The 23,829-nt window shown below is 63.7% G+C and carries 22 protein-coding genes; 6 read left to right on the forward strand and 16 right to left on the reverse strand.

Annotated features, from left to right (window positions below; all coding sequences use genetic code 11):
• Position 1 precedes the first annotated feature (1 nt).
• From KEC55_RS33590 to KEC55_RS33615, 6 genes are all read right to left on the reverse strand, one after another.
• Positions 2-1,771 carry a histidine kinase gene (locus KEC55_RS33590; RefSeq protein WP_282511742.1) on the reverse strand — a complete coding sequence of 590 codons (1,770 nt, stop codon included), beginning with the start codon at positions 1,769-1,771 and terminating at the stop codon, positions 2-4.
• A gap of 65 nt (positions 1,772-1,836) precedes the next feature.
• Positions 1,837-3,255, reverse strand: a complete 1,419-nt coding sequence (locus KEC55_RS33595; RefSeq protein ID WP_282511744.1) for an HD domain-containing phosphohydrolase — start codon at positions 3,253-3,255, stop codon at positions 1,837-1,839.
• 120 nt (positions 3,256-3,375) lie between these two features.
• Positions 3,376-3,825: a GNAT family N-acetyltransferase gene (locus tag KEC55_RS33600; RefSeq protein WP_282511746.1), complete on the reverse strand. Its 450-nt coding sequence runs from the start codon at positions 3,823-3,825 to the stop codon at positions 3,376-3,378.
• A 39-nt stretch (positions 3,826-3,864) separates the two neighbouring features.
• Positions 3,865-4,302 (reverse strand): tetratricopeptide repeat protein, encoded by a 438-nt coding sequence (locus KEC55_RS33605; RefSeq protein ID WP_282511748.1) that lies wholly within the window; start codon positions 4,300-4,302, stop codon positions 3,865-3,867.
• A gap of 226 nt (positions 4,303-4,528) precedes the next feature.
• The gene (locus tag KEC55_RS33610) at positions 4,529-5,050 is read right to left on the reverse strand and encodes an SRPBCC family protein (protein ID WP_282511750.1); all 522 of its coding nucleotides are present in this window, start codon (positions 5,048-5,050) and stop codon (positions 4,529-4,531) included.
• Positions 5,043-5,456 carry an ArsR/SmtB family transcription factor gene (locus tag KEC55_RS33615; RefSeq protein WP_282511752.1) on the reverse strand — a complete coding sequence of 138 codons (414 nt, stop codon included), beginning with the start codon at positions 5,454-5,456 and terminating at the stop codon, positions 5,043-5,045. Before KEC55_RS33615 ends, KEC55_RS33610 begins: the two co-directional genes overlap by 8 nt.
• A 466-nt stretch (positions 5,457-5,922) precedes the next feature.
• Here KEC55_RS33615 and pstS point away from each other — a divergent pair, with 466 nt between their 5' ends.
• Positions 5,923-6,948, forward strand: coding sequence for a phosphate ABC transporter substrate-binding protein PstS (gene pstS, locus KEC55_RS33620; protein WP_282511754.1), 1,026 nt, complete (start codon positions 5,923-5,925; stop codon positions 6,946-6,948).
• 86 nt (positions 6,949-7,034) lie between these two features.
• Entirely contained in the window at positions 7,035-7,604 is a 570-nt protein-coding gene (locus KEC55_RS33625; RefSeq protein ID WP_282511756.1) for a YdeI/OmpD-associated family protein, read from the forward strand.
• A 215-nt stretch (positions 7,605-7,819) separates the two neighbouring features.
• Here the strand turns inward: KEC55_RS33625 and KEC55_RS33630 are convergent, their stop codons facing one another.
• On the reverse strand, positions 7,820-8,170 hold the full coding sequence (locus KEC55_RS33630; RefSeq protein ID WP_282511758.1) for a DoxX family protein: 351 nt from the start codon (positions 8,168-8,170) through the stop codon (positions 7,820-7,822).
• Entirely contained in the window at positions 8,167-9,090 is a 924-nt protein-coding gene (locus KEC55_RS33635) for an NAD-dependent epimerase/dehydratase family protein (RefSeq protein WP_282511760.1), read from the reverse strand. The genes KEC55_RS33630 and KEC55_RS33635 overlap by 4 nt, the downstream gene beginning before the upstream one ends.
• Positions 9,091-9,223: 133 nt before the next feature.
• Here KEC55_RS33635 and KEC55_RS33640 point away from each other — a divergent pair, with 133 nt between their 5' ends.
• Entirely contained in the window at positions 9,224-9,829 is a 606-nt protein-coding gene (locus tag KEC55_RS33640) for a TetR/AcrR family transcriptional regulator (protein WP_282511762.1), read from the forward strand.
• Between the two features lie 425 nt (positions 9,830-10,254).
• Here the strand turns inward: KEC55_RS33640 and KEC55_RS33645 are convergent, their stop codons facing one another.
• The 8 genes from KEC55_RS33645 to KEC55_RS33680 form a co-directional block, all read right to left on the reverse strand.
• Positions 10,255-10,581: an EthD family reductase gene (locus tag KEC55_RS33645; protein ID WP_282511764.1), complete on the reverse strand. Its 327-nt coding sequence runs from the start codon at positions 10,579-10,581 to the stop codon at positions 10,255-10,257.
• 326 nt (positions 10,582-10,907) lie between these two features.
• Positions 10,908-12,374, reverse strand: a complete 1,467-nt coding sequence (locus KEC55_RS33650) for a sensor domain-containing diguanylate cyclase (RefSeq protein ID WP_282511766.1) — start codon at positions 12,372-12,374, stop codon at positions 10,908-10,910.
• 261 nt (positions 12,375-12,635) lie between these two features.
• The gene (locus KEC55_RS33655) at positions 12,636-13,202 is read right to left on the reverse strand and encodes a peroxiredoxin family protein (RefSeq protein WP_282511768.1); all 567 of its coding nucleotides are present in this window, start codon (positions 13,200-13,202) and stop codon (positions 12,636-12,638) included.
• Positions 13,192-14,259, reverse strand: a complete 1,068-nt coding sequence (locus KEC55_RS33660) for a transporter (protein ID WP_432626325.1) — start codon at positions 14,257-14,259, stop codon at positions 13,192-13,194. The genes KEC55_RS33655 and KEC55_RS33660 overlap by 11 nt, the downstream gene beginning before the upstream one ends.
• Before the next feature lie 143 nt (positions 14,260-14,402).
• A complete protein-coding gene (locus KEC55_RS33665) occupies positions 14,403-14,738 on the reverse strand; it encodes a DUF2946 domain-containing protein (RefSeq protein ID WP_282511769.1) in 336 nt (111 codons plus the stop codon).
• A gap of 161 nt (positions 14,739-14,899) precedes the next feature.
• On the reverse strand, positions 14,900-15,541 hold the full coding sequence (locus KEC55_RS33670; protein ID WP_432626326.1) for an SCO family protein: 642 nt from the start codon (positions 15,539-15,541) through the stop codon (positions 14,900-14,902).
• 78 nt (positions 15,542-15,619) lie between these two features.
• Complete coding sequence (locus KEC55_RS33675; protein ID WP_432626332.1) at positions 15,620-17,200, reverse strand: cytochrome c/ABC transporter substrate-binding protein; 1,581 nt, start codon at positions 17,198-17,200, stop codon at positions 15,620-15,622.
• 338 nt (positions 17,201-17,538) lie between these two features.
• The gene (locus KEC55_RS33680; protein ID WP_282511773.1) at positions 17,539-19,665 is read right to left on the reverse strand and encodes a hypothetical protein; all 2,127 of its coding nucleotides are present in this window, start codon (positions 19,663-19,665) and stop codon (positions 17,539-17,541) included.
• A 785-nt stretch (positions 19,666-20,450) separates the two neighbouring features.
• On the opposite strand from KEC55_RS33680, the gene KEC55_RS33685 reads away from it, so the two are divergent.
• From KEC55_RS33685 to KEC55_RS33695, 3 genes are all read left to right on the forward strand, one after another.
• Positions 20,451-21,185, forward strand: coding sequence for an ABC transporter substrate-binding protein (locus KEC55_RS33685; protein ID WP_282511775.1), 735 nt, complete (start codon positions 20,451-20,453; stop codon positions 21,183-21,185).
• A 313-nt stretch (positions 21,186-21,498) separates the two neighbouring features.
• Entirely contained in the window at positions 21,499-22,806 is a 1,308-nt protein-coding gene (locus tag KEC55_RS33690) for a dicarboxylate/amino acid:cation symporter (protein WP_282511777.1), read from the forward strand.
• Positions 22,807-22,819: 13 nt separating this feature from the next.
• Entirely contained in the window at positions 22,820-23,761 is a 942-nt protein-coding gene (locus KEC55_RS33695) for an amino acid ABC transporter substrate-binding protein (protein WP_282511779.1), read from the forward strand.
• The last annotated feature ends 68 nt before the right edge of the window (positions 23,762-23,829 follow it).

Raw genomic sequence — 23,829 nt, forward strand, 5'->3', positions numbered from 1 at the left:
GTCATGCGCGTTGCGTGAGCGCGGCCGCGTTCGCGTGGTCGCCTGCGCGCCGGACCGGCAGCCGCACGCGGAAGGTCGTGCCGCGCCCGGGCTCGCTGGTCACGTCGATCGCGCCGCGATGGCGCTCGACGATGCCGTGCGATACCGACAGCCCGAGCCCCGTGCCCTGCCCGACCGGCTTCGTCGTGAAGAACGGATCGAAGATCCGCCGCACGATATCGGGCGCCATGCCCGTGCCGGTATCGCTGATCGCGATCGACACCTGGTCGCCGTCGCTCGACGTGCGAATCGTGATCACGCCATGTTCGGGAATTGCCTGCGCCGCGTTGACCAGCAGGTTCATGAATACCTGGTTCAGTTGCGACGGCAGGCATTCGACATGCGGGACATCGCCGTAGTCGCGCACGACGTCGGCCTTGTACTTGAGTTCGTTGTGGACGACGTTGAGCGTGCTCTCGAGGCCGGCATGCAGATCGACGACGCGCCATTCGTCGCTGGCCGGACGCGAGAAATCGCGCAGGTCCTGCACGATGCGCCGCACGCGCAGCGCACCGTCGATCGATTCGTCGATCAGCGTCACGATCTCGTCGCGGACGTAGTCGAGATCCGCCGCGCGGCGCACCGCGGTCAACGCATCGCGCGCGGCCGGGTCGTGCCGCGGCAGTGCGGCTTCATGTGCGGCGACCACGTCGAGCAGGCTGCGCACCCACGTCTTCAACGTATTGAGGTTCGCGCTGACGAAGCCGATCGGATTGTTGATCTCGTGCGCGACGCCGGCCGCGAGCTGGCCGATCGACGCGAGCTTTTCCGACTGCAGCAACTGCTCGTGCGTTTCCTCGAGCACATGCAGCAGGCGCCGCTGTTCGTCCTTTTCCTGTTCGAGTTGCGCGTGCGCGGCCTTGCGTTCATCGATCTCGGCCGCCATGTTCTCGCGCGTGCGTTGCAGCATCTGCGTCGTCTGCTCGTAGCGGCGCAGTGCGCGTTCGAGTTCGTCGGTGCGCAAGCGCACGAGCCGTTCGAGCGTGTCGGTCATGCCGCGCAGGAAGGTGGTGCGCGCATCGAAACGGCACAGCATCAGCGTGACGACCAGCGTCGCCATCGTGAACAGCGCGACAGTCGTCGCGAGCCACGGTGTGTCGACGCCTTGCGCGGCGCCGCACCGTGCATCCGGCGCGAAATGCGCGGCCGCCATCGCCGTATAGTGCATGCCGGTAATGGCCATGCCCATGATGACGGCCGCACCGACGCGTTGCGCGGCCGCATGGCGTGCCTGCTGCACGCGCAATGCCTGCGCAATCCACAGCGCGGCCGTCGATGCGATCACCGCGATGCCGATCGATGCGGCAAACAGCGCGGCATCGTAACGAATGCCCGGCTGCATGTGCATCGCGGCCATGCCCGTGTAATGCATGCCGGCAATGCCGCCGCCCATCAGCACGCCGCCCGCGCACAGCCGCCGCCAGCCCAGCCGCGCGCGCGTAACGACGTTCAGCGCGAAATACGACACCAGCACGGCGATTGCCAGCGATATGCCTGTGCCCTGCCACGCATAGCCGAGCGGGATCGGCAGCGAGAACGCGAGCATCCCGACGAAATGCATCGACCAGATTCCGGTGCCCATTGCCGCCGCGCCGCCGCCCAGCCACGCCCGCTTCAGCTTCGGGTTGTCGAGCAGCGAAATGAACGCCGCTAGGTCGAGCGTCGTATAGGACGCCAGCGTCGCGATCGCGAGCGACAGCAGAACGAGCGGGACGTTGTAGGTGCCATGCATGATCGGGCGCCCGAAGCAGGAGGAAGGCAGCGTCGCGGTGCACGGTCGATCGCGCACCGCGACCGTCAGGCCGGCGGTGCGCCCGCGTCGGGCGCCTGCACCGGCGCCGACGCCGCCGGGCCGGCCAGCACGAGGATGTCGAAGGCGGTCCCTTCCCGCGTCTCGAAGCGCCGCACGAGTTCGATCTGGTGCGCCGACATCACGCTGCCCTTCGTCATCAGCAGCACGCCGCGATGCGTGCGCAGATCGTCGGCGAGCCGCATCCCTTCGCGCAGTTGCGCCGACCGGATCTCGGCGACGGACGCCGCGATGCCGAGACTCGCGGGATCCCGCATCAGCTCGGTGAAGCGCCCGACGAGCTGCGGGTCGTAACGCACGCCGGCCTGCGAGCGCAGCACGTCGATCGCCTGTTCGATCGAATGCGGCGCACCGATCTCGCCGTGTCGCAGCCCTTCGAAATCGCGTGCGATCGCAACGATCCGCGAGCCAAGCGGGATCGCGTCGCCGATCAGGCCGTCCGGCGTGCCGCGCCCGTTGAAACGCTCGTACTGATGCAGCACGATCGACGCGACCTTGTGCAATTGCGCGACAGGCGTCAGCACCATCTGCGCACGCAGCGGATGTTCGTGGAACAGCCGGTGCTCGTCCGTCGTCATCCGCGTGAGCGGCTTGTGCAGCAATTCGTCCGGCAGCGACAGCTTGCCGATGCCGTGCAGCAGCCCCGCGAAATAGACGTCCTGCGCATGCAGCTCGCTCATTTCCGCCGCCAGCGCGAGCCGGCGCGCGATCTCGCCAACCCGCATCGCATGGCCGCTGGCCGCTCCGCATCGAAGCTCGATCATGCTCGCGCAGACCTGCACCATCGCCGTAAAACTGCGCTTCAGGTCGCGTTGCGCGGCCTCCAGGAACATCACGGTCTGGCCGAGCTCGTCGGTGCGCGCACGCACCTGCGTTTCGAGTTCCGTGTTGAACAGGCGCAGCGCTTCGTTCTGCGCTTCCGTCAGCGCGGCCAGCCGGGCCGCTTCGCGGCGCAAACGGCGCTGCTCCAGCGCCTGCTCGATGGTCAGCAGCAGGTCGTGATCGTCCCACGGCTTGTTCAGATAGCGATACACGCCGCCTTCGTTGACCGCCTGCACGACCGACGCGATCTCCGCATAACCGGTCAGCAGGATGCGCATCGTGTCCGGGTACAGCGCCCGTGCGCGCGCCAGGAATTCCGCGCCGCTCAGGTGCGGCATCCGCATGTCGGACACGATCAGGTCGATCTCCGTCGACGCCAGGATCCCGAGCGCGGCCTCGCCGCTGTCGGCGGTCAGGATCTCGTAGCCGGTGGGCCGCAATACGCGCCTGAGCGCCGACAGCACATTCGGCTCGTCGTCGACCAGCAGGATCGACGGTGCGCGGTCCGCATCGCCGGATGCCGCTGTCGCGTCGGGAATTTCGGATGACATGGCATTCACGCCGTTTGTTGCAGATGTCGTCACAATTGGCCTCGGATCAATTATTCACATCCTCTCTGCAACATCGGCCGGCCTCGCGTTTTCCATATTGGTGAAAACGCTAATACGTGCGTACGATTTTAACCGGCGTACATCCGGCGGGCGCTACACGGTTGCCGAACCCGGCTCGCGCACGTAGTAGATGTCCCATTCCGCTTCGTCGCTCCGCACGAAGCCGTGCCGTTCGTAGAAGCGGTTCGACGCGCTGCCGCGCAACGCGCCGACGCGGACGATCATGCGTTGCGCATCGGCCCGCGCGAAGATCTCGCGCAGCACGGCCGCGCCGATCCCCTTTCCCTGATGCGCGGGCACGATATAGAGGTGGTCGAGCAGCCAATGATCGTCGTTCGGCCGGATCACGTAAAAGCCCGCGCGGGCGCCATCGGCTTCGATGAAACGGCATAACGCCGGGTCGAACGACGCGAGAAACCGGTCGCGCGCACGCTGCGGATCGAAACGACCGATGCGTTCGAGGCTGTCACGCATCGCGGCGATGCGGATCGCGACCAGGGTTTCGGCGTCGGATTGCGTCGTTGGGGCGAAGGTCAGGTTCATGGGCGGGGACTCGCGTCGTGCGGAGAAAACGCCTGCGCGTCAGGGCGCCTGGATCCCGTCCGCCCGCGTGGCCAGGAATCGCAGGTACTTGTCGTCCTCGTCCTCGAAAAGCTCCGGCCCGCCGCCCATGTAGGCGCGCATCAGTTCGTCCGCCGCGCGGTCGAGATCGCCGAGTTCGAACTGGCACTGACCGAGCCGCAGGTGCAGGAACGGGTTGCCGATCGCGTTGGGGAAATGCATTGCGTGGCCGAGATTGTCGCTGCCGGCCGCGTAGTCTTCCTGAAAGAAATTCGCGTCGCCGATCGCGGCCATGAGCCAGGTGCCGGCTTCCCAGTTGGTCCTGGGTTCGGGAAGCAGGTCGAACGCCTCCCAGTATTTCGCGAGCGCGCCTTCGTAGTCCTCGTCTTCCGCCAACGCGTCGCCCGCCTCGCTCAGCGCGCCGATCTGCTCGTAAAGTGCGTTGTCCAGTTCTGCCATGGGGAGTCCTTTTTTCCGGAAATGGAGGTGGCGTCGTGCGGCGAACGGCGCGATGCAAGCGCGGTATCGACCGCGCTTGCATCGTCGTATTTGATGTGTTCGCCAGGCTGACAAACTGTGACGCAGCATACCCGAGCGCCGTGACGCGTGCGCGTCGATTTCCGGTGGACCGGCCCGGCACGTGCCGGCGTGTGTCCGGCACGTGCCTCGTTTCGCATCCCCCGACTCAGTGCCCCGCTTGCTGTTGCGCGAGATATGTGTCGAGTGCGTCCATCGTGCCGCCCCAACCTTGAGACATGCTGGCGTGCGACGCGTCGAAGATGGCTTCCTCGGCTTCGCTGGCGTCCAGCGCGCGCCACTCCAGGCGCATCGACGTGCCACCCTCGATTTCCGCAAGCGTGGTTGTCGACAGCGTATAGAGCGGCCATTGCTCCGCCATCGGATGCCGCGTCACGCCGCCGTCCGCATCACTGAACTGCACGACGACCACAATACGTTCCGGCGGCGTCAACTCGCGAAACGTCCATTTGCCCCACATCGCCTGCGCGTCGGGCGCGCCCTGCGGCTTCATCGCGTAGTGAAAGACGCCGCCGACACGCGCGTCCACCGTGCAATGGGATATTTCCATGCCAGGCGGGCTCATCCACTTGCTCAAATGCTCAGCCTCCGTCAGCGCGGCATAGACGAGTTCGCGCGGTGCAGCAAAGCGGCGCTCGATGACAAAGGGAGCGGACAGTTTGTCAGTCATGGTGACGAGTCTTCCTGGTTCGGGTTGAGGAATCTTTGGACGCGGTTTTCGGCTCGGCCTTTTCGCCGGCGTCCTTGTCAGGCTTCTGTTGCAATTGCTGCAGGTAGCTGTCGAGCTGGTCGAGACGCTGCTCCCACAGAGCGCGGTACTGCAGCACCCAGTCGGCAGCCTCCTTGAGCGGCTCGGGCGCGATTCGACACGGACGAAACTGCCGGTCGCGCCCTTGCGTGATGAGGCCCGCCTTTGCGAGAACACGCAGGTGCTTGCTGATGGCCGGCGCACTCATGTCAAAAGGACCGGAGAGATCACCGACCGTGGCCTCGCCTTGCGCCAGCCGCGCGAGGATCGCGCGCCGAGTCGGATCGGCAAGCGCGGCAAATGTGACGCTGAGGTGGTCCGCTTCCAATTACTTTTCCAATTGGTTAATTAGCCGATTGGTTAATCATGCTGCCGATCCAGTCAGCTTGTCAAGCTAACCGTACGGTTGGTCGTCAGGCAGCATCTTCGCTGTTGAAGCCATCCACCCGACGCGCCGGCGATCCAGCACTGGCCATCATTGCCTCAAGCGGCGCGAGCCATGACCGGCGCATCGTACGCCGACGCTCTCCTTGAGTTTTCGCATCCGGATGCAATACTCCCATCACCATTCGATGCGAGATTACCTATTGTCCGTCCTGACGGATTCCGTCATTGGTATGACCCATCCGATCGTCCAGGTCGATCCTGGCCTGCCGTTCGTTGCCGGCGACCCCGACCGGGTGGGGACATCGCGACCAGACTTGCGGCGGATGTCATTCTGAAGAAGTTCGACGTGACCGCAACTGCATCCGAGCAGTTGCTCATTGCAATCGAAAGCAGACAGGAGGCGTTTCATGAACATCCGGATGCTGGTTCCCTGCGCCCTGGCCGTCGTGGCCATCACCGCTCACGCTGCCGACATCACCGGGGCCGGTAGCACATTCGCGGCGCCGGTTTACACGAAGTGGGCGGATGCCTACCGGAAGTCGGGCGGCGGCAAGGTCAACTACCAGGGCATCGGCTCGTCGGGCGGCCTGAAGCAGATCGTCGCGAAGACGGTCGATTTTGCCGGGTCGGACGCTCCGCTGAAGGACGACGAACTCGCGAAGGAAGACCTGTTCCAGTTCCCGACGGTGGTCGGCGGCGTGGTGCCGGTCGTCAACGTGCCGGGCGTGAAGGCCGGTGAACTGACGCTGTCGGGCCCGGTGCTCGGCGACATCTACCTCGGCAAGATCAAGAAGTGGAACGACCCCGCGATCGCCGCGCTGAACCCGAAGGTCAAACTGCAGGATACCGACATCGCCGTGGTTCGCCGCGCTGACGGCTCAGGCACGAGTTTCATCTGGACGAACTACCTGTCGAAGGTCAACGGCGAATGGAAATCGAAGGTCGGCGAAGGTACGACGGTCAACTGGCCGACAGGCACGGGCGGCAAGGGCAACGACGGCGTCGCAGCCTTCGTGCAACGCCTGCCGGGCGCGATCGGCTACGTCGAATGGGCGTACGCGAAGCGGAACAACATGGTCTACACGGCCCTGAAGAACTCGACGGGCACCGTGGTCGAGCCGAAGACGGAAACGTTCAAGGCCGCTGCTGCCGGCGCGAACTGGTCGAAGTCGTTCTACCAGATCCTGACGAACCAGCCGGGCAAGGACGCATGGCCGGTCGTCGGCGCGACGTTCGTGCTGCTGCACGCGAAGCAGGAGAAACCGGCACAAGGCGCTGAAACGCTGAAGTTCTTCGATTGGGCATTCCGCGCAGGCAGCCAGACTGCCGCGGACCTCGACTACATCACACTTCCCGATTCGGTCGTGACTGAAATCCGCACGCAGTGGAAGACGAAAATCAAGGATGCCTCCGGTAAAGCGCTCGCGTATTGAGTGCACCACGAACGCTGGTGTCCGCATCGCCACTGTCGGACCGCGGACACTCTCCCCGCCCATGTTCACCCATTCAGGATAGCGACATGACCGAATGCGCTCTAACGTTTTCCAGTCAGTCCGAGTGGGAAAGCTGGTTAGGCGAGAACGGCAGCACGTCGACCGGCGCATGGCTGCGTCTGGCGAAAAAAGGCACCGGGCAGCGAAGCGTCACTTACGAACAAGCGCTGGAAAGCGCGCTCTGCTTTGGATGGATCGACGGTCAAAAGCAGGCCGAGAGCGAGACATACTGGTTGCAACGCTTCACCCCACGCACTGCAAAAAGCATCTGGTCCAAACTCAACAAAGACAGGGCTGAAGCGCTGATCGCCGCGGGCAGGATGCGCCCGTCCGGCATGGGGGAAATCGAGAAGGCCAGGACGGACGGCCGCTGGAAGGCTGCGTATACGTCGTCCAGCAACTCGACCGTGCCGGACGACCTGCAGGCTGCGCTGGATGCCAATCCGGGAGCCAGGAAGTTCTTTGCAACACTGAACAGCCGTAACCGCTACGCCATTCTGTTTCGGATACAGAATGCCAAAAAGCCGGAAACAAGGGTGCGTAAAATCGGCGAATTCATCGACATGCTGAACCGGGGCGAAACCTTCCATCCATAGGCATTGCGCTTCTGACGGCGAGTTTTGCAGACGGGGGCATATAACCGTCATGGCTGCTTCGTCTCGGTAGGCAGCCGTCGCGCTGCCCTTTTCGGGAGTCGGCCGTTATCGCCCCGCAAAGGGCGGTCGGAGATGTCGACAACAATTCCTCGCCAATCGCAATTCAGGCACGAGACTTACGGCCCCGGGCTCACACGCGTGATGGCAAGGAAGCCTCAACCTCGAACTGCCACGGTCGCCACGACGAGTGCCGAGAAGATCAGCGCCGGAGCGAGATGCCCGAACGGCTCCCGATTTCGTATCAGCGTGAAGAGCGCGCCGATCATGATCGCACCGACCAGCGTCAGGCCCAAGACTCTCGTTTGTTGTCCAGGAAGAAGGGCCGCACTGAACAGTTCGAGCGCGCCACAAAGCCACTGAAACCATGCCGGATAACCCCAGCGCGCAAAGTCGCGCTTCGTCGCGCCGAGTCTTGCCAGATTGACCACCCCGGCGATCGCGAACAGCACCGCTACGATCGTCGCGAGAATCGATTCGAAAGATGCACCGTTCCAGGCCATCGTCATGCTCCGTTGCGTTGCTGAAAGTGCGTTGGTGCGGAGAGATCCGCAATCAGGCCGGGGCCATGAGGTTGCCACGCAAAAACTCGCCGGGCCTCCTGACCGCTGACAGCCTGATCGAGAGCCAGTGCGTCGGCGAACGGCCCGAGCGCGTTGCGAGCATCGTCCAGCGGCCAGAGTTCGACGCGATCGGCGCCGACCGAGGCCCGAATCGCGTCACCCATTTCCGCAACGGCGACGGCATCTTCCGCGACCACGTTGAAGATCCGTCCCGCGACGCGATCATCACCGCTTGCCGCCTGCTCGACCGCGCTCAGGTAAGCCGTGGCGAGATCATCGACATGAACGGCAGGCCAGTGATTGCGACCATCGCCGACGGTCCTCACGCAGCCGGCCTGGGCGACCATGCCGGCGAGCATGCCGAAGATGCCGCCACCGTAGCCGTGCACCATCGCGGGCCTGAGAATCACCGCGGCAACCGAGCGGCTCGCTGCCAGCGCCAGCACCTGTTGCTCCACCGCTGGCCGCCAGGCGACGAGCGGGGTCGGGTTCAGCGCCGACGCCTCAGTCGCGGGCCGTTCCTCCGTATTGCCATAGACCCAGGTGCCCGACGTGTAGACGAACGCCGCGCCCGGCTGCAAATGCTCAAGCATCGCGACAACCGCGGCCTCGTCGGCAACAGCGGCGGAAGCATCCTGGGTTGACGCGGTGTGCACGACGCCATCGGCGGCCCCGGCAATCCCGGCGAAGGATCGTGGCTCGCGCAGGTCGCCGCAATGCAGTTCCACACCGAGACGGGCCAGCGCAATGGCCGCCGCCGACTTGTCCTGGCGCACCAGCGCCGTCACTTGATGACCGAGGCCGATTGCCTTGCGTACGACCGCTTGCCCGATGTAGCCGGTACCACCCGTAATGAACAGTTTCAAAGCGTTCTCCTGAACAATTGGCCTGCGAAGCGGGATATCCACCCAAAACGAGACCGATAAGTCTCGTTTCCGCACAAGGTAAACGAGACTACCCAGTCTTGTCAACCGTTCGATGGTCTGTTATTTATCGGGTATGAACGCCACCTCTCTCTCTGACCTGAGCCCGCTGCAACGCCGCAAGCGGTCTGCCATTCTCGACGGCGCGAAAACCGTCTTTTTAAGCCAGGGATTCAGTCTGGCAACGATGGACGACGTAGCCGCCGCCGCTGGCGTCGGCAAACAGACCGTTTATCGCCACTTCAAATCGAAGGAAGCGCTCTTCGTTGGTCTGGTGAGTTCGATGTGCGCGCAGGTAGGCGGACTGCTTGCCGGCGCCCTGGACGAGCAGTCCGATCGAGCCCCCGAAGTCGAACTGCACGCGTTGGGATGGCTGCTGGCACGCAGTTTGATTGCGCCGGATTACCTGCGGCTTTACCGGGCCATCGTTGCCGAGGCCGAGCGTCTTCCGGAACTCGGCCTGGTGTTCTACGAAAACGGCGCCAAGGTCGTGCGCGCCTTCGCCGCCAACGTGCTGCGAAAGCGATTCGACGAATCGACTGCCGTGTTGCGGGCAGCGACATTCGTTCAACTGGTGCTGGGTGACGCGTATCTGGAACTGTCGATCGGCTTCGCGGTGCCCGATGTCGAAGCGCGCTTTGCACAGCAGATCGGCGAGGCCGTGGCGGTGGCGCTTCGCTAGCGCGTGCGGCGGCGGATGAACGGCTGGCGCGGCGATACCGGGCGCATGGCGCTGGACGCGCCGGTTTCAGTCGCGCTCGGTATTACGCGCATCGGCAGCCGTCACATATGGTTGTCAGCGCAACCTTCCCCGGTCACAAGAGCACGCAAGCCACAGCAGCACCGGCAACCGTCACCCCAATGATGCAACAGTACCTGCACGCCATCGGGTGCCGCTCTGCGCGCAAACCTGCGCCACGACCTACGTTTGCCCTTACGTAGCGCGCAGGCAGGGCACCTTGATCGAGGGGTGCCTGACCGCACGATCGGCGTAACGCTCGAAGCAACTCTTGCGACTACGTCGGTCGTTGACGCTTACGCAAGCACCGCCTTGTCGCCGGGGTACGCCAAATGCGGATGCGGTGCTTGGCCATATCCGAACCTTGGTCAGCCTTCCGAACGCTCCACCACCACCTCACTGATCTGGAGCACGGGTTGTATATCCGTGTACTTGGCTATGTCGGCCATGATCTCCTGCGTGTGCGGATCGCGGGCTGCCTGGAAAGCTTCGACGGACGTGCAGACGAAGTCGCACCTGGCAACGTAAACAGGATCAGTGCCCGGCGCGCCGCCTGCGATGCCCTTGTCCACCGTGTAGTACAGACAAGCAGCACCGAGCCGCTGTTTCACCATTGGCATATGCCGCTCACGGTAGTAAGCATGATCGAATCGCGCGCCTGCGGCGTACGGGTACATGACACTGACTTTGATCATCGAGTTCTCCTGTTTGCTGCACGGTAATCGAGGCATCGCCGCCCGCGAGACGATATCGAGGTCGGCGATATAGGGCGATCGGCCAAGGTTTCTTCCAGAATCGGCATACTGATTCTTCTGATTGCAAGCACCGTCTTGCCAGCTGAGTGGCGCTGGGTGTCCAACGATGCGGGAGCAATTCAGCAATGTCGAACGCCGCGCATGACCGGACAAGGCACAGCGCAAACCTACGCCGCCCTCCCTTCGACATCAGCCGTTACGGCCCCGTATCAGCCACCGCTGGCAAACATTGCCCACCATGAGATTCGCGGCATTCAAGCCGGACGCTAAACTTTGGCAATCTTGTTCCGGCCGGTCGCCTTCGCGCGATAGAGCGCTTCGTCCGCGGCCTTGATCGCCCCACCTGCGTCGCCGTCCTGTTCCGACGTCCAGCTCGCCAGCCCGATGCTCGCAGTCACATGGCCAAATTCACTGCATGCATGCTCGATGGCCAGGTCGCTGATTGCCATGCGGATTTTTTCCGCGATCAGCTCCGCACCTGCAGCCGGCGTATCGGGCAACAACACGACAAACTCCTCTCCACCGTATCGCGCGGCGACGTCGCCGGGGCGGCGGATATTCTCGCCAATGCACCGTGCGACCGCGGTAAGCGCGTCGTCGCCTGCCTGATGGCCGTAAGTGTCGTTGTACGCCTTGAATCGGTCGACATCGAGGAACAGCAGCGAGAAAACACTACGTGACCTGCACGCCCGGCGCCACTCTTGATCGAGGATTTCACCGAACGTGCGCCGGTTGTTGAGACCGGTCAACCCGTCGGTGCGCGCCAGCAGAACAAGCTCCGATTCCGCGCGCATCCGTCGACGCAGTTGCGCACTGAGCACGACCGCCAGCGCAACAAACCCGACGCCGAACGCAGCCACCAGCGTCCCGATGGTGATCGCACGATGCCGCCACGCGGCGTAGATATCCTGTTCGGCTTCCGCGACCATGAGGATCAGCGGAAGATTCGGCAGATTCCTGAAATAGTAGAGCCGGCGCACCCCGTCAATCGTTGCGGTTTCCGAGAACGAACCCTCCGGTGCCGTAAGGAATCGTTGGAAAGTGCTGGCCTTGCCGATGTTGCGACCGACGATGTGCGGGTCGAACGGCTGTCGCATGAACATGATGCCGTCTTGGCCGATCAGCGACATCGAGCCATTTGGCCCGAGCGCAAGGCCGGCGAACAGCTTGTGGAAGTATTCAAGGTTGATCGCAATCAACGCAACCCCGGCGAATGAGCCGTCCGGTTGGGAAATCCGGCGCGTCAGCGCAATGCTGGGCATTCCGCCGCGCAATCGCGACTCGAACGGATCGCTGACGTACAGCCCGATATTCGGATTGTCGCGGTGGATCGTAAAGTATTTGCGATCCGCAAAATTGCCTTTGCGTGGTACATCGTTGGCCGAGTCCAGCTGGATGTTGCCGTCACGATCCAGCACCAGCATCGAGCCGAGAAACTCGGCAGTCATCGCATGATCGAACAACACCCCGTTGCGCAGCGAGGGGGCGGCCGCCATCACGTCCGGGCGCTGCAATCCTTGAATCACGGCCTGCAACGACAGGTCGTAGAGTTCGAAATTGCGCTTGATGTCGCGCTCCGCCATCAAGCCGAGGTTACGCGACGTCTCCCGCGCGCGATCGAGCGCGTCGTCACGGCTTTGTAGCAGCTGGAGTGTGCACAAGCCCATCAATACGCATGCAATGGCGACGCCCACCAGCACGACGTAAAGAGGAGCCGCTGACCGCTGTTGCATGTCCGTCCTCGTGGATTTAGACCGAGCTTGAACCGCCGAAAAGGGCCGGGTTGAGCATTCTGCATACTAAAAAAGTCGGCGCCCGGAAGCAAGCGAGATTCACCCGGATGAAAAACGGGCGCCGCGGCTTTCGGCGCCATTGAATCCGGGCCATGCAGGCTGAACGGAGCGTGGCAAGACGCCCCGATGTGTCGAGGGTTGGAGGTCGGGCACCCGCTCCTCCCGAGGAGCGGGTAACGGCTTTGCGGAAAGTACGCCGGCTTAGCGACTCAAGAGCGGCATCACGATTCGCTCGAAGCGTTCAGCGGTCCATGCCGGCTTCCGGTCATCCCAGCCGTTGTCGACGAGAATCCCGTTTCGGTCGATCGTGAAATTGACCGGAATACGCCAGATCCGGCCGTAGTCACCGGCGTACGCACTTCCCAGAAGACCCACCGGAAAACTCAGGCCGGCCGCCACATGCTGGACATCCGGGATATTTTCCGCCCCGTCCAGACTGAAACCGAGCACGTGCAATCCCTGCGGCGCGTAGCGCGCGGCATAAGCGGACAGCAACGGCAACTCGGTCCGGCACGGTTCGCACCACGTCGCCCAGAACGTCAGGATCACGACGCTCCCGCGCAAGTCGTCGCTGGCGATACTTTTCCCGTCGAGCGTATGCAGCACGATGCCGGGTGCGGGATGACCAACGGCCAGACTGCTGGCCCGTGCGGGCTGCAGCCATCCGCCGATACCGGCGCCGAGCGCCAATCCCGCAGTCGTTCGCAGCCAGTCGCGCCGCGATCTTGCCGGTCTCGCGCCACGCGAAGCATCGTCGTCAGAACGCATAGCTCGCCCCCACCGTGCCCGACCAGCGCGGAAACAGCTGGTAGCCGCTGAGCCGGCTGTATAGCGATTTCTGTACAAACGCGTACACGTTCAAGTTCTTCACGACGTTGACCGTCACACCGGGCGACAGGTAGACGACCGTGCCCGCGGTATTGGCGGTGTCGGCAAGCGCCCCCTGATCCGAGCTTTTGCGCGTCACGTTGATTTGCAGTTGCGGGACGATTCTCGGATTCGCTTCGTAACGCAGGCCAACGCTGATCGTCGCCACATTGCCCGGTCGGTAGTCCTCGCCGATGCCACGGAGGTTCTCGATCACGGCCGACTGGAATTGACCGTTGATGAACGCATCGAAGTCCTGGCTGACTGGCTGGTAGTAATAAGCGCCGACGATCAGATCCGTGCTGCCGGTGCCGGGCTGCAGGCTGGTATCGAGCGTCTGGCCGTTGGCGCTGTTCGGGCCCGACGAAAAGAACACCGGGCTGCGACCGACGGTGGCGCCCGTCAGCACGTTCTGGCCACCGTATTTTCCCGTAGGCAGCTTGACACCGAGCTGCACGCCGAGATTGTGAGTCGGCAGGAAGCCCTGATAGCTTGCGATCAGTTTAATGTCGCCCAGCCCCTTGCTCGTGACGCCGCTCAGGTTGTCCGGCGTAAGCTGATCCGGCGTGGCGTTGCCGTAGGTCGAGTGGCCACGATCGATGAATGGAACGATTGCGCCGAAGCTCCACATGGGATTCGGGCTGTAGTTGATGCCGAGGTTCCAGTAGCGGTTGATCGTCTGATGCTCGACCTCCTGGCTGCCACCGGCAGCATTGATCGCGGCCGGCACGCTACCCGATACCGCGCTCGTTCCATTGCGCAGCTGATTCTGCGGAAGAAAGGTGTAATCCAGGCTGATTCGCCAGCCCGGCATCGCCGAATAGCCCATTGCGGCATCCGTACTCAACGAGCAACCGCACGTCGCGCACGCACTGGCGGCAACCGGCAGGGTCAGGCCAATCAGGCCGACGAGCGCGGCGAGCGCAACGTCGGTCATTCTGTTCGATTCGATTCGCATGTCATTCTCTCTTGTCATATGCGCACACGCGAGCATTCCGCAGCATCGCGGAAGCGCATACGAAATGTCCCGATCAGAGATCTACAGCCATTCGAGTCCCGCGCGTTTCCGCGGAATCTCGTTGCTTGGCCGAGAAGGCTGCTTCAGGCGAGGAATGGCGAATCCCGCGGGCGTGCTGCCCGCCGGACATCGCGAAAGACGAATTCGAGCGAAGCGGGAGGCAGCTCGATCGCGTATCGTGCAACCGCTTGCAGCGGCGGCAGCGCCAACGATGGCGCCGGCACATGATGCGCGAGCAGATCGCAGTACCCGCACGAATCGAGGTGGATCGCGAGCACATGATTACCTGCGTCAGGCTGACTTTCCGCCGAGCAGATCGGTGCGAATGGGGAATTCCGCTCCTGGGCGATCAGGCCCTGACTGACGATCGGTGCAAATATGATGAGCCACATGGCGAACAGGCCAAGCCATGCGGTCATTCGATTGCGGGGGCGATCAATCATGATGTCGAGGATAGGTGAGCGCCAGCATTCTAGCCGAGACCGGCTGCGACGCCGGACCAATACAGAACATACGTGGAATCACACTGCAATGTGATGCTCTTTCATGGCCGGCACAGGTTCGCCATTCGTCGACACGCTCAATTGGACGCCACGAGCGAATGGTACATATGCAGCAGATCGTCGGTCGTCGCGAATCCGTCGACTCGAAGCCAGGATTGTCCCGGCGCGGCGCGCAGGAACATGACCGGGTTGTGGTCCATCTTGTCCTGCCGGTAGACGTTGAAGGCTTTCTGCGTGGTGACGCTCGCGGCCATCGTGCCCGTGTAATGCTGCCACTCCGGCCCTGCACCGAACTTCGTCGCATAAGCATGCAGGCGTGCGGGCGTGTCGTTTTCCGGATCGATCGAGATCGACACGATATGAACCTTGTCGCGATCGGCACCGAGCGCTTGTTGAAGCTGCGACAGCGTCTGGCTGATGACCGGGCAGATCGACGTGCACGTGGTGTAGATGAAGGTCAATACGACCGGGCGGCCGTCGTCAAGCTCATCCTTCAGCGCGACGGTCTTGCCATCGTCGCGCACGAGCGTGACGGCCGGTACCGTGTAGGTGACGGTCGACGTCTTCATCGCGGGCATCATCGTTTTCATCCCGGACATCATCATGTGATGGTGAGCATGCTCATCCATCGACTCCTGCGCTTGCGCGGCCTGCCCGGTGAGCAGCGCACACCCGATCAGGAGGTGCGTCAGCATGAAAAACTTCGGGAACGTGTTCATTTCAGTCTCCTCGTTTTGCGCGCCGCGTCGCCCGACTGCCGTGCGGAAACACCGCCGCGGCAAGGGCGGCGACGGCGTCTAGGGAACGATCCATGCGCCATCGGCGACGATGCGCGTGCCGCTCGCGTCGGCAAAGTGGACCATGTAGCCGCCTTTCGATGCGAGCCGCTGCCCCGGTGCGAGCGTCAGGCGCGGATAGTTGCCGGTGATCACGCGTTGCTCGAGCGTATCCTCGATCCGCTCGACGAGATAGTCGCGCACGTAGGTGCCCGTGACGTGTCCCAGCGCCTCTTCGAGCAGCACGCAGGCGAGGAACGTGTCCGCCTGCACCTGCTGGTCGACGATCGCGACGTGCCGGGCCGCGGCCCAGTCGAGCATGTAGTCGACGCGGCGCCGCACGCGATCGGGCAGATCGAACGGATACGCGATGTGCGTGACTGCGCGCCAGCGCTCGGGCAGCGGCGTGCGATCGAGACCGCCCATCAGTCCGGACAGGTAGACCGTCCGGGCGGGCGCGTCGCCGCGCAGCGATGCGATATCGGCGGGACGCAGCCACAGCACGAGCGCATCCGCGCCGGAAATGCCGGTCATGGCTTTCTCGATGCGCTCGCCCGGCATCAGCGCGCGGCGCGAGACGTCGAGCCCGTGCGCGCGCAGCGCCGTCGCGAGCGCTTGTGCGCCCGGTTCGCCGCTGTCGCCGGCCCGATACAGTTCGTAGATCACGCGCGGGGCCGGTGCACGATCGTCGCCGAGGATTTCCCTGGCGATCAGCGCGGCTTCGAGCAGCACGCCACTCGAGAAATAGATCGAATAGAAGTCGCCATCGCGGACGTCGGGCACCTCGACATTCGGAAACAGGCACGGAATCCGTTCGTGCTCGCAGAACGCCCGAACGGGCGACCAGTTGCGCCGGCCCATTCCGGATATCACCGCGAACACCGGTTCGGCGGCCGCGCGGCGCTCGAGTTGCGCTTCCCATGTCGACGCCGCCCCGTTCAGCTCCCAGACGTGCAGTTGCCAATGGCGCGACGTCGTGGCGACGTCCGTCCGCGCCGCGCTCTGCGGTATCGCGCTCGTCGGCAGCGCGTTCTTGTCGACGAAATAGTGCCGCAGGACGTCGAGCATCCCGCGGCGCTTCACGGGATCGGCGTCCGGCGTGACGATCGTCGCAAAATGCAGGGTGGTGTCGGTAACGCCAGGCGCGGGAACCGGATCGAGACGCTTCAGGTAGCGGATCAACGCAGCCATGTCGTCGTCGGTCATCACGAAGCGCGGCATCAGGTAACTCAGAGGCCTGCCCTGCGCGTCGATTCCGCTTCGGATCGCACGAGCGAGGGTTTCATCGGAATAGGCCGCCCGATCGCTTCGCATGCTCTCGACATAGGGTATGCCGGGTTTCTCGCCGATGAGCGTGCTGTCCTGGAACAAATACGTTGCGGCGATCGGCGGGATCGTCGTGAGTCCGGACTTGGCGCCGAGCCCGCTGGGTCGATGGCAATTCATGCAGGCGGCTGCCGCGCCTTCCATGCGCGGGCCGCCCTCCCGCAACGCTTGCAGCGGAGCGCCCGAAACGAGGACGCCATCGCGATAGATGGCTTCGCCGGGGTCGCCGGCGGGTGAGGCTGCGGCGCGCGTCGCCGCGACGACTGCCAGCGCAATCGTCAACCAGAGCAGCAACGCGGTTCGCCCCAGTGCGCATGCCAGAATCGCGGGCAAGCCGGCGGCAGACGCGATCGCTGGCCGCCTCGGGTGATCGCCGTGATTGCCCGAGCGTGCGCACACCGGCATCGGTCGCGATGAACCGCCACCGTGCAACGCCGGCGCCCATTTGGGCAAAGCTCGGTTACGGCTCATCGACGTGAGCCTGAACCAGACCGGCGGCAACGCATGTCGCGCGCCGCAACGTACGTCGTTTCATGTTGCCTTCCCCCGGGCGGAGACGCGCCGATCGGGCGATCGGCGCGTCTCCGTACCTATACCGCGTCGTTATCGTGGGTTTACATCTTCGCGCTGGTGAACGTCAGGGTTGTTCCGGCGCCTGCAATCACCAGCCAATTCGTCGCATCGGTCGTCACGACGGTGGCGGATCCGCCCGTCACGGCCGGCTGCTTGAACGCACTCTTGGGCAGCAGCCAGGTCACGTCTTGCAGGCTCGTCGGCTGGGACGCGGAGAACGTCCAGCTGCTGCCCGTGTCCGTCGCGCTCCATGTCACGAGCAAGCGCTTTCTGTCGAACTGCGTCAGCTGATCCATCGTGTACCACTTGTACTGACCCGACGAAATCAGGCTGTTGGCATAGCTGAAGATGGTCGAGAGCACGCCGGGATACCATGATGCGCCCAGCGGGTGCATGTAGATGAGCCGGGTCGTCCGGTTGGCGACGACGAAGTTCATCAGCGCTTCGTACCAGTTCGTGACGTCCGTGGTCGACACGCCAAACTCCTGGAACTCCTCGAACGTCGCGTACTTCCCGAACGGCATCACGGGGAACGCCCAGATGCCCGGGTTCAACAGCGCGCCGTTACGATAGGCGCGTGTTTGCGCCATGCCGGTGTGGCCCGTGAAGTAGTAGCCCGAATAACCGTTGCTTTCGAGCCAGGTGACGGCCCAGGTCGGCGTATTGCCCTCGGGGGCGGCCCATTCGACATCCGGCTTGCCGGTCGCCGTCTGCACGGACTGATGATTCAGCACGAGGTACTGCTGGAACGTGCTCTGGTCGGTCTCGCTGGCGTTGGCGCCCCAGTAGTCGTGGTCCCAGCCGCCATGGCTGCCGATGTTGTCTCCCTTGCTCATCAGGTACTGCATCATTTGCTTGGCTTGCGTGTTGTTGGCCAGGTTGATGCCGAGACCGTCGCCAATCGCCGCATCGTCCGGGCCGGCCGTCACGACGATGGAAAACGGCCCGTTGTTCCAGACACCGATCGACTTCAGATACTGCGCCGGCTGGATCATCTCTTCCGCGCAGAAGTGCCAGTTGAGCACCATGCCCGGCTGCGCCCTCGGCTCGAGCGACAGATGCGGCATCGACAGGATGTTCGTCGTGAAGTAATGCAGGAAGCCGTGCAACGGCATGCCGTCGGTTTGCCCTTCGAGGTAACCGAGCGGCATGTTCACGAACAGCACGCCGCCGCTGCCATAGGGGTTGTAACCGGCGACGAGGCCGAAGTTCGGCGAGGTCAGCAGCGTCGTGCCGCTATACGTGCCCTGCGTGACGTAGCTCGGATACGTGAGGTAGCCGTACACGTAGCCCGAAATGCCTTCGAGCACGTCGGTCGTCGTGGCCGCCGCTGTCGTCGCTGCCGCCGCTGTCGTTGTTGCGCCCTTCGGGTTCTTCGCGGAGTTGTTGGTCGATGTGGCCGTGTACTTCCCCGCATTGACCATCGAACCCTTGGAAACGTGGCCGAGATCCAGGCTGATGTTCGACGCCAGTCCGTTCTCCGTCTTGTAGTTGAAGTACGCGCTGTGGTTGTAGCCGGTCAATCCGCCCGGATTGGACGGGCTGGCCTGCAGATACAGGGCCTGGCTGGGCGTCGCGGATACCGACACGGCCGCCGAGTTCACGGTGGCGGCTGTCGTGGTGCCGGTGGTCGACCACGCCATCGACTTGCCGGGAGGAATCTGTAGCGTCCGCAGCGTGCTGCCCATCCCGGTCACGGGGCCGAGCCCGATCATGTTGCCGCCGAGCGAGTTGTACAGGACATAGTTGACGCCTGCCATCGAACTGAATCGCGACTGCGGAATGGGATAGAAGCCGGTCGACGTGAGCGCGCCGAAATCGTAGACCAGCATCACTTTCCCGCCGCCGAGCGCGTAGTTCTGGATCGCCGTCACGAGTGCGTCGTCCGCGGCGGTATGAACCTGATCGGGCAGGATGAGGCCTTGATACTGCTGGAGCGTCGTGCCCGCCTGTTCGAACTGGCTGTCCTGCATGGTCGTGATCTGCAGACCCTCCTCGGAGGCGGCATCGAGCCACGCCGACACGCGCGGGTCGGGCAGCGTGATGTTGTCCGGCAGCAGCAACAGCAACTGGTTGGAAACCGCGTTGGCCCGTCCGGGGAAGATCGCGAAACATAGCGAAAGCAGGACCAGGCACGCCCTGAAGAACCGAAATGACTTGACCAACATGGTGCTCTCCCGTCGGGGTGAACGACTGTGACTTTCAATCTGCCAAATAAACGCCCTGCCCCGAAATGCACGCCTGCGACGCGGGCGACGCGTTGCGGTCAGCGATTTCGTCTGGAAACGCCGAGAGATCAGTCAATGCTGAATGCGCGTCGAACCCGCCGCTGGCAGTGTGTCGAAACAAGCTTGCGACGTGCCATGCCGGTTGCGCATTGGTCGTGTCGGGGAGGCACGACGCAACCCGGTCGTGTCGAGACGCGAAATCGATGAAAAATGTAACAACATCGATACTCGGGGAGCGGGAACGTGGCGCCGCGGCGCGCGTTGAAGCGACCGTCATGCGCTGTGACGAACGGGCGCCGCACATCGATGCCGATGTGTCGTCGCTACGGTGCGGGTCGCGGGCATCGCGTTACGAACGTTTACGCACGACGCGAAACGTGGCGACCTGATGAAAATGATACTGAAATGCAACATCGATTCGCGTCCCCCTCACCTTGAACGCGTAATCGACCTGTGCCCGGTGCCGATGCGGGCAGTGAAATGCTGATCCTGCGCGTGTCGTTGGGTGCAACGGTGGCCATTTCTCGGGTCACCGGCTTACCGTTCGCATTGCTGATCGTCAGGCCGCTGAAAGCAGGTTCGAGTGCTCCGTCAAGCATGATCGTCACGTTCGCTGGCGGCGGCACTTTGGCGCCCGCCGACGTCCTGGTGATAAGCTCGACATCGACACGCCGTTGCGTGTCCACGATCACCCTGCCGCCCCTACGCCTCCCACGAACCTGATCATGCCCATCGCCCCTTCCGTCCGCTCCGCCTTCACCCCCACCGGCAAGCTCCGCGCGTCGATCAACCTCGGCAACCCGATCCTTGCGAACCGCGATCCGGCGAGCGGCGAACCGTTCGGCGTATCGATCGATCTCGCGCGCGCATTCGCCGAGCGCCTGTCGGCCGAGCTCGAACTCGTCGTATTCGACGCCGCCGGCAAATCGGTACAGGCGCTGACCGAGGAACGCGCCGATTTCGGTTTCTTCGCGGTCGATCCGCTGCGCGGCGAAACGGTCGCGTTCACCGCACCGTACGTACTGATCGAAGGCTTCTATCTCGTGCCCGACGCTTCGCCGATCCGCACCAACGACGACGTCGATCAGCCGCACAACCGTGTGGTCGTCGGCAAGGGCAGCGCGTACGACCTGTTCCTCACCCGCGAACTGAAAGCCGCGCAGATCGTGCGCGCGCCGACGTCGCCGGCCGTCGTGCCGACGTTTCTCGAACAGACGCTGGAAGTCGCCGCCGGCGTGAAGCAGCAACTCGAAGCCGACGCCGCGAAAACGACCGGCCTGCGCCTGCTCGACGAGCGCTTCATGGTGATCCGGCAGGCGATGGGCGTGCCGAAGAGCCGCGGCGAAGCAGCCGCAGCGGTGTTGAACGAATTCGTCGAGGACATGAAGGCGTCGGGTTTCGTCGCCGATTCGCTGCGTCGGCACGGCATCACGGGTGCATCCGTCGCGCCGGCAGGCTGATCGACAACCGCGCTGGATGCGAGACGGCCCGGATGATCGGGGCCGTCTCGCCGATCAGCGCTGCGCCGCGAGCGCGTCGGTAATCGCGACGTCGCGAACGTCGAACAGCCAGTGTGCTGCTCCGCACAAAACGGTATCGGGTTGCGCCGGCTTCGGGCACGAATCATGCACGAAGCGCCACCGGCGCCGTCGCCACGATCAGCGTGACCCGGCGCTAGCGCAAACCCGAACCCGGTTGCACTGTTCATCGCCATTCTGGTCCTGTATCGTCCTCCCATTCCCGATTGCGAAACCGCTGCATGGGAGGCTTACGATGCGAAAAAAGAATGCTGCAGCCGTCTGGATCCTGATCGCGATGGTGGCAGGCATCGCGATCGGCTACATGGTCTTCACGAGCTTTCCGGACAAGAAGGCCGCCGCCGAAGTCGCCGGATACATCTCGCTCGTCTCCGACGTGTTCCTGCGCCTGATCAAGATGGTGATCGGGCCGCTCGTCTTCTCCACGCTGGTCGTCGGCATCGCGCACATGGGCGACGCGGCCTCGGTCGGGCGCGTGTTCGCGAAATCGATTTCCTGGTTCATCACCGCGTCGCTGGTCTCGCTGCTGCTCGGGCTGCTGATGGCGAACCTTCTGCGACCCGGCGACAATCTCGGCTTGCCGCTGCCGGACATCGGCGCATCCGCGAACCTCGCGACGTCCAAGTTCACGCTGAAGGATTTCGTCGGCCACATGGTGCCGAGGTCGTTCGCCGAGGCGATGAGCAATAACGAAATCCTGCAGATCGTCGTGTTCTCGATGTTCTTCGGCGTCGCGCTCGCCGCGCTCGGCGATCGCGGCAAGGTCCTCATCGCCGCGATCGACCAGTTGTCGCACGTGATGCTCAAGATCACCGGCTATGTGATGAAGCTCGCGCCGCTCGCGGTGATGGCCGCGATGGCCGCCACCGTCGCGGTCAACGGGCTGTCGGTACTGCTGAAGTTCGCGGTGTTCATGGGCGACTTCTACGTCAGCCTGTTCATGCTCTGGGGCTTGCTCGTGTGTGCCGGGCTGGTGTTCCTCGGGCCGCGGGTGTTCAAGCTGCTGGTGCTGATCAAGGAAGCGTTCATGCTGTCGTTCGCGACGGCCAGCTCCGAAGCCGCGTACCCGAAGATCCTCGACGCGCTCGACCGTTTCGGCGTGAAGCGCAAGATCTCGAGCTTCGTGATGCCGATGGGCTATTCGTTCAACCTCGACGGGTCGATGATGTACTGCACGTTCGCGTCGCTATTCATCGCGCAGGCGTACAACATGCACCTGTCGCTGGGCACGCAGATCACGATGCTGCTCGTGCTGATGCTCACGTCGAAGGGGATGGCCGGCGTGCCGCGCGCCTCGCTCGTCGTGATCGCGGCCACGCTGCACCAGTTCGGGCTGCCGGAGGCCGGGCTGCTGCTGATTCTCGGCGTCGACACGTTCCTCGACATGGGCCGATCGGCCACCAATGCGGTGGGCAACTCGATCGCGAGCGCGGTGGTCGCGAAGTGGGAAGGCCAGCTCCTGTCGGAAGCGGAAGCCGAAGCCAACGCGGCGCGCATCGAAGCGGAACAGGAATCGACAATCGCACATCCGACGCAAGTCTGACGGAGGCCCGGCGATGAAGATGCAGCGATTCTGGCGTGCGCTCGCGCTCGCGGGCCTGCTCGCCACGGGCGCGACCTCGCGCGCGGAAGATGCGCCGTCGACGCTGCCGCGCGTCGAGCCGTTCGCGCCGGCCCAACTGACCGGCACGCTCGCGAAGGTGCGCGGCAGCGGCACGATCGCGCTCGGCTATCGCGACACGTCGATCCCGTTCTCGTACCTGAACGCGCGCAACCAGCCGATCGGCTATTCGATCGAGCTGTGCAAGGCGCTCGTGTCGTCGATCGAGGATGCGATCAACAAGAGCCTGACGATCCGCTGGGTGCCGGTCACGTCCGACAACCGTATCGACGCGGTGGTCAGCGGCAAGATCGATCTGGAATGCGGCTCCACGACGAGCAACCTGGAGCGCCAGAAACGCGTGGCGTTCTCGCCTGTCATCTTCGTGGCCGGCACGAAGGTGATGGTGAAACGCGGCGCGCCGATCCGCTCGTTCCGCGATCTCGCGGGCAGGAAAGTCGCGGTGACGGCCGGTACGACCAACGAGAAGGCGCTGCGCGACCTGAACGACCGGTTCAGGCTCGGGATCCAGCTACAGGTGGTGCCGGACCATGCGCAGGGCTTCGCGCTCGTCGCGAACGGCGGCGCCGACGCATTCGCGACGGACGACGTACTGCTGTACGGCCTGATTGCCGAGAATGCGAGCAAGGGCGGCCAGTACGACGTGGTGGGCGACTTCCTGTCCTACGACCCGTACGGCATCATGTTCCGCAAGGACGATCCGCAGCTCGCTCAGGTCGTGAAAAGCACGTTCCAGGAACTGGCCACCGACGGCGAGATCGCGCGTCAGTACAAGCGCTGGTTCCTGCGCCCGCTTCCGTCGGGCTTGAGTCTCAACCTGCCGATGAGCCCGCAACTGGAGACCATCATCGAGACGATCGGCGTGAAGGGGGAATGAGCGCAGCGACCTGAATGATGAAACAGGCGCGGCCCCGATGCCGCTCGTGGCACCGGAGCCGCTCGCCG

Source organism: Burkholderia cepacia, from assembly GCF_029962485.1.
Lineage (GTDB): Bacteria > Pseudomonadota > Gammaproteobacteria > Burkholderiales > Burkholderiaceae > Burkholderia.